This window comes from Kitasatospora sp. NPDC101155, from assembly GCF_044768305.1.
Taxonomy (GTDB): Bacteria; Actinomycetota; Actinomycetes; order Streptomycetales; family Streptomycetaceae; genus Kitasatospora.
Window position 1 is genome coordinate 1 of the sequence record NZ_JBIWPN010000151.1, and the last position, 1,868, is coordinate 1,868.

General features: G+C 71.0%; 2 protein-coding genes. Both read left to right on the top strand.

Going from position 1 to position 1,868, the window contains the following annotated elements:
- The first annotated feature begins 109 nt into the window (after positions 1-109).
- Positions 110-1,375, top strand: coding sequence for an IS21 family transposase (gene istA / locus ACIRYZ_RS46480; protein ID WP_402955812.1), 1,266 nt, complete (start codon positions 110-112; stop codon positions 1,373-1,375).
- Positions 1,375-1,868: ATP-binding protein (locus ACIRYZ_RS46485; RefSeq protein ID WP_402955815.1), on the top strand; the 494-nt coding region annotated here is incomplete at its 3' end. The genes istA and ACIRYZ_RS46485, both read left to right, overlap by 1 nt.

The following is a 1,868-nucleotide window of genomic DNA, read 5'->3' on the forward strand; positions in this document are numbered from 1 at the left end:
TGTCGGCAACGGGTGAATTGAGGGCCACGGACGGCGGATCAAAATCGGGTCACTCTGCGATCTCTTGATCATCCTGACTTCACTGGTACGGGAGTCAGGAGGAAGAGAGGTGATCCAGGTGGAGGACTGGGCCGAGATCCGGCGGTTGCATCGCGCGGAGGGGTTGTCGGCGCGGGCCGTGGCCCGTGAGCTGGGGATCTCCCGGGGCACGGTGTTGCGGGCTCTGGCCTCGGATCGGCCGCCGGTCTACCGGCGGGCGCCGAAGGGCTCGGCCGTGGACGCGGTGGAGCCGGCGATCCGGGAGCTGTTGAAGCAGACCCCGACGATGCCGGCCACGGTGATCGCGGAGCGGATCGGGTGGGAGCGGGGGCTGTCGATCCTGCGGGAGCGGGTGCGTGAGCTGCGGCCGGCCTATCTGCCGGCGGATCCGGTCTCGCGGACGGTCTACCAGCCCGGCGAGCTCGCCCAGTGCGATCTGTGGTTCCCGCCGGTGGACATCCCGCTCGGCTACGGCCAGTCGGGCCGCCCGCCGGTGCTCGTGATCGTCTCCGGCTACTCCAGGATGATCACCGCCCGGATGCTGCCCTCGCGGACCACCGGTGACCTGATCGACGGCCACTGGCGGCTGCTGAACTCCTGGGGCGCCGTCCCCAAGACGCTGGTCTGGGACAACGAAACCGGCGTGGGCAAGGGCAGGCTGACCAGCGAGTTCGCCGCGTTCGCCGGCCTGCTCGCCATCAAGGTGCACCTTTGCCGGCCCCGCGACCCGGAAACGAAGGGCCTGGTCGAACGGGCCAACGGCTACCTGGAGACCAGCTTCGTGCCCGGCCGCACCTTCACCGGCCCGGACGACTTCAACCGTCAGCTGACCGCGTGGCTGCAGATCGCCAACCGGCGCCATCACCGCTCGATCGACGCCCGCCCCGCGGACCGCTGGGAGGCGGACCGCGCACAGATGCTCACCATCCCACCGGTCGCCCCGCCCCACTGGTGGCCGCTTCGCGTCCGCATCGGCCGCGACCACTACATCCGCGTCGACACCAACGACTACTCCGTCCACCCTCGCGCGATCGGCAGGACCGTGATGGTCCACGCCGACACCGAGGGGATCACCGTCACCTGCGGCGACGATGTCGTGGCCCGCCATGCGCGCTGCTGGGCCAGGCACCAGAGCCTGACCGATCCCGACCACGCCGCCGCGGCAAACCTCATGCGCGGCGAGGTGATCCACCAGCAAGCCGCCCGCGCGGCCACCGCCCGGGCCGCGGTGCTGGCTCCGGACAGCCTCGGCATCGAGGTCGAGCAACGCGAACTGGGCACCTACGACCGCATGTTCACCCTCATCGAGGGCGGCGCCGGGAAGGAGGACACGTGATGGCCCGCACCGCTCCCCAGCCCCCGAACACCGCGACCGACGCAGCGAAAGCAGGCGTTCCCGCCGCCCGCACCACCCGACAAACCGCCGCCGACCTGGCCTTCCTCGCCCGCGCGATGAAAGCCCCCGCCCTGCTGGACGCCGCCGAGCGGCTCGCCGAACGCGCCCAGGCCGAGTCCTGGAGCCACCTCGAATATCTCGTCGCCTGCCTGCAGCGTGAGGTCTCGGCCCGCGACAGCCACGGCGGCGAGGGCCGCATCCGCGCCGCCCGTTTCCCCGCGATCAAGACGATCGAGGAACTCGACCTCGCCCATCTACGCGGAATGACGCGCCAGCAACTCGCTCACCTGGGAACCTTGGACTTCATCGCGGCCAAGGAGAACGCGATCTTCCTCGGGCCGCCGGGCACGGGCAAGACGCACATCGCGACCGGGCTGGCGATCCGGGCCTGCCAGGCCGGCCACCGGGTCGCGTTCGCCACCGCCGCCCAGTG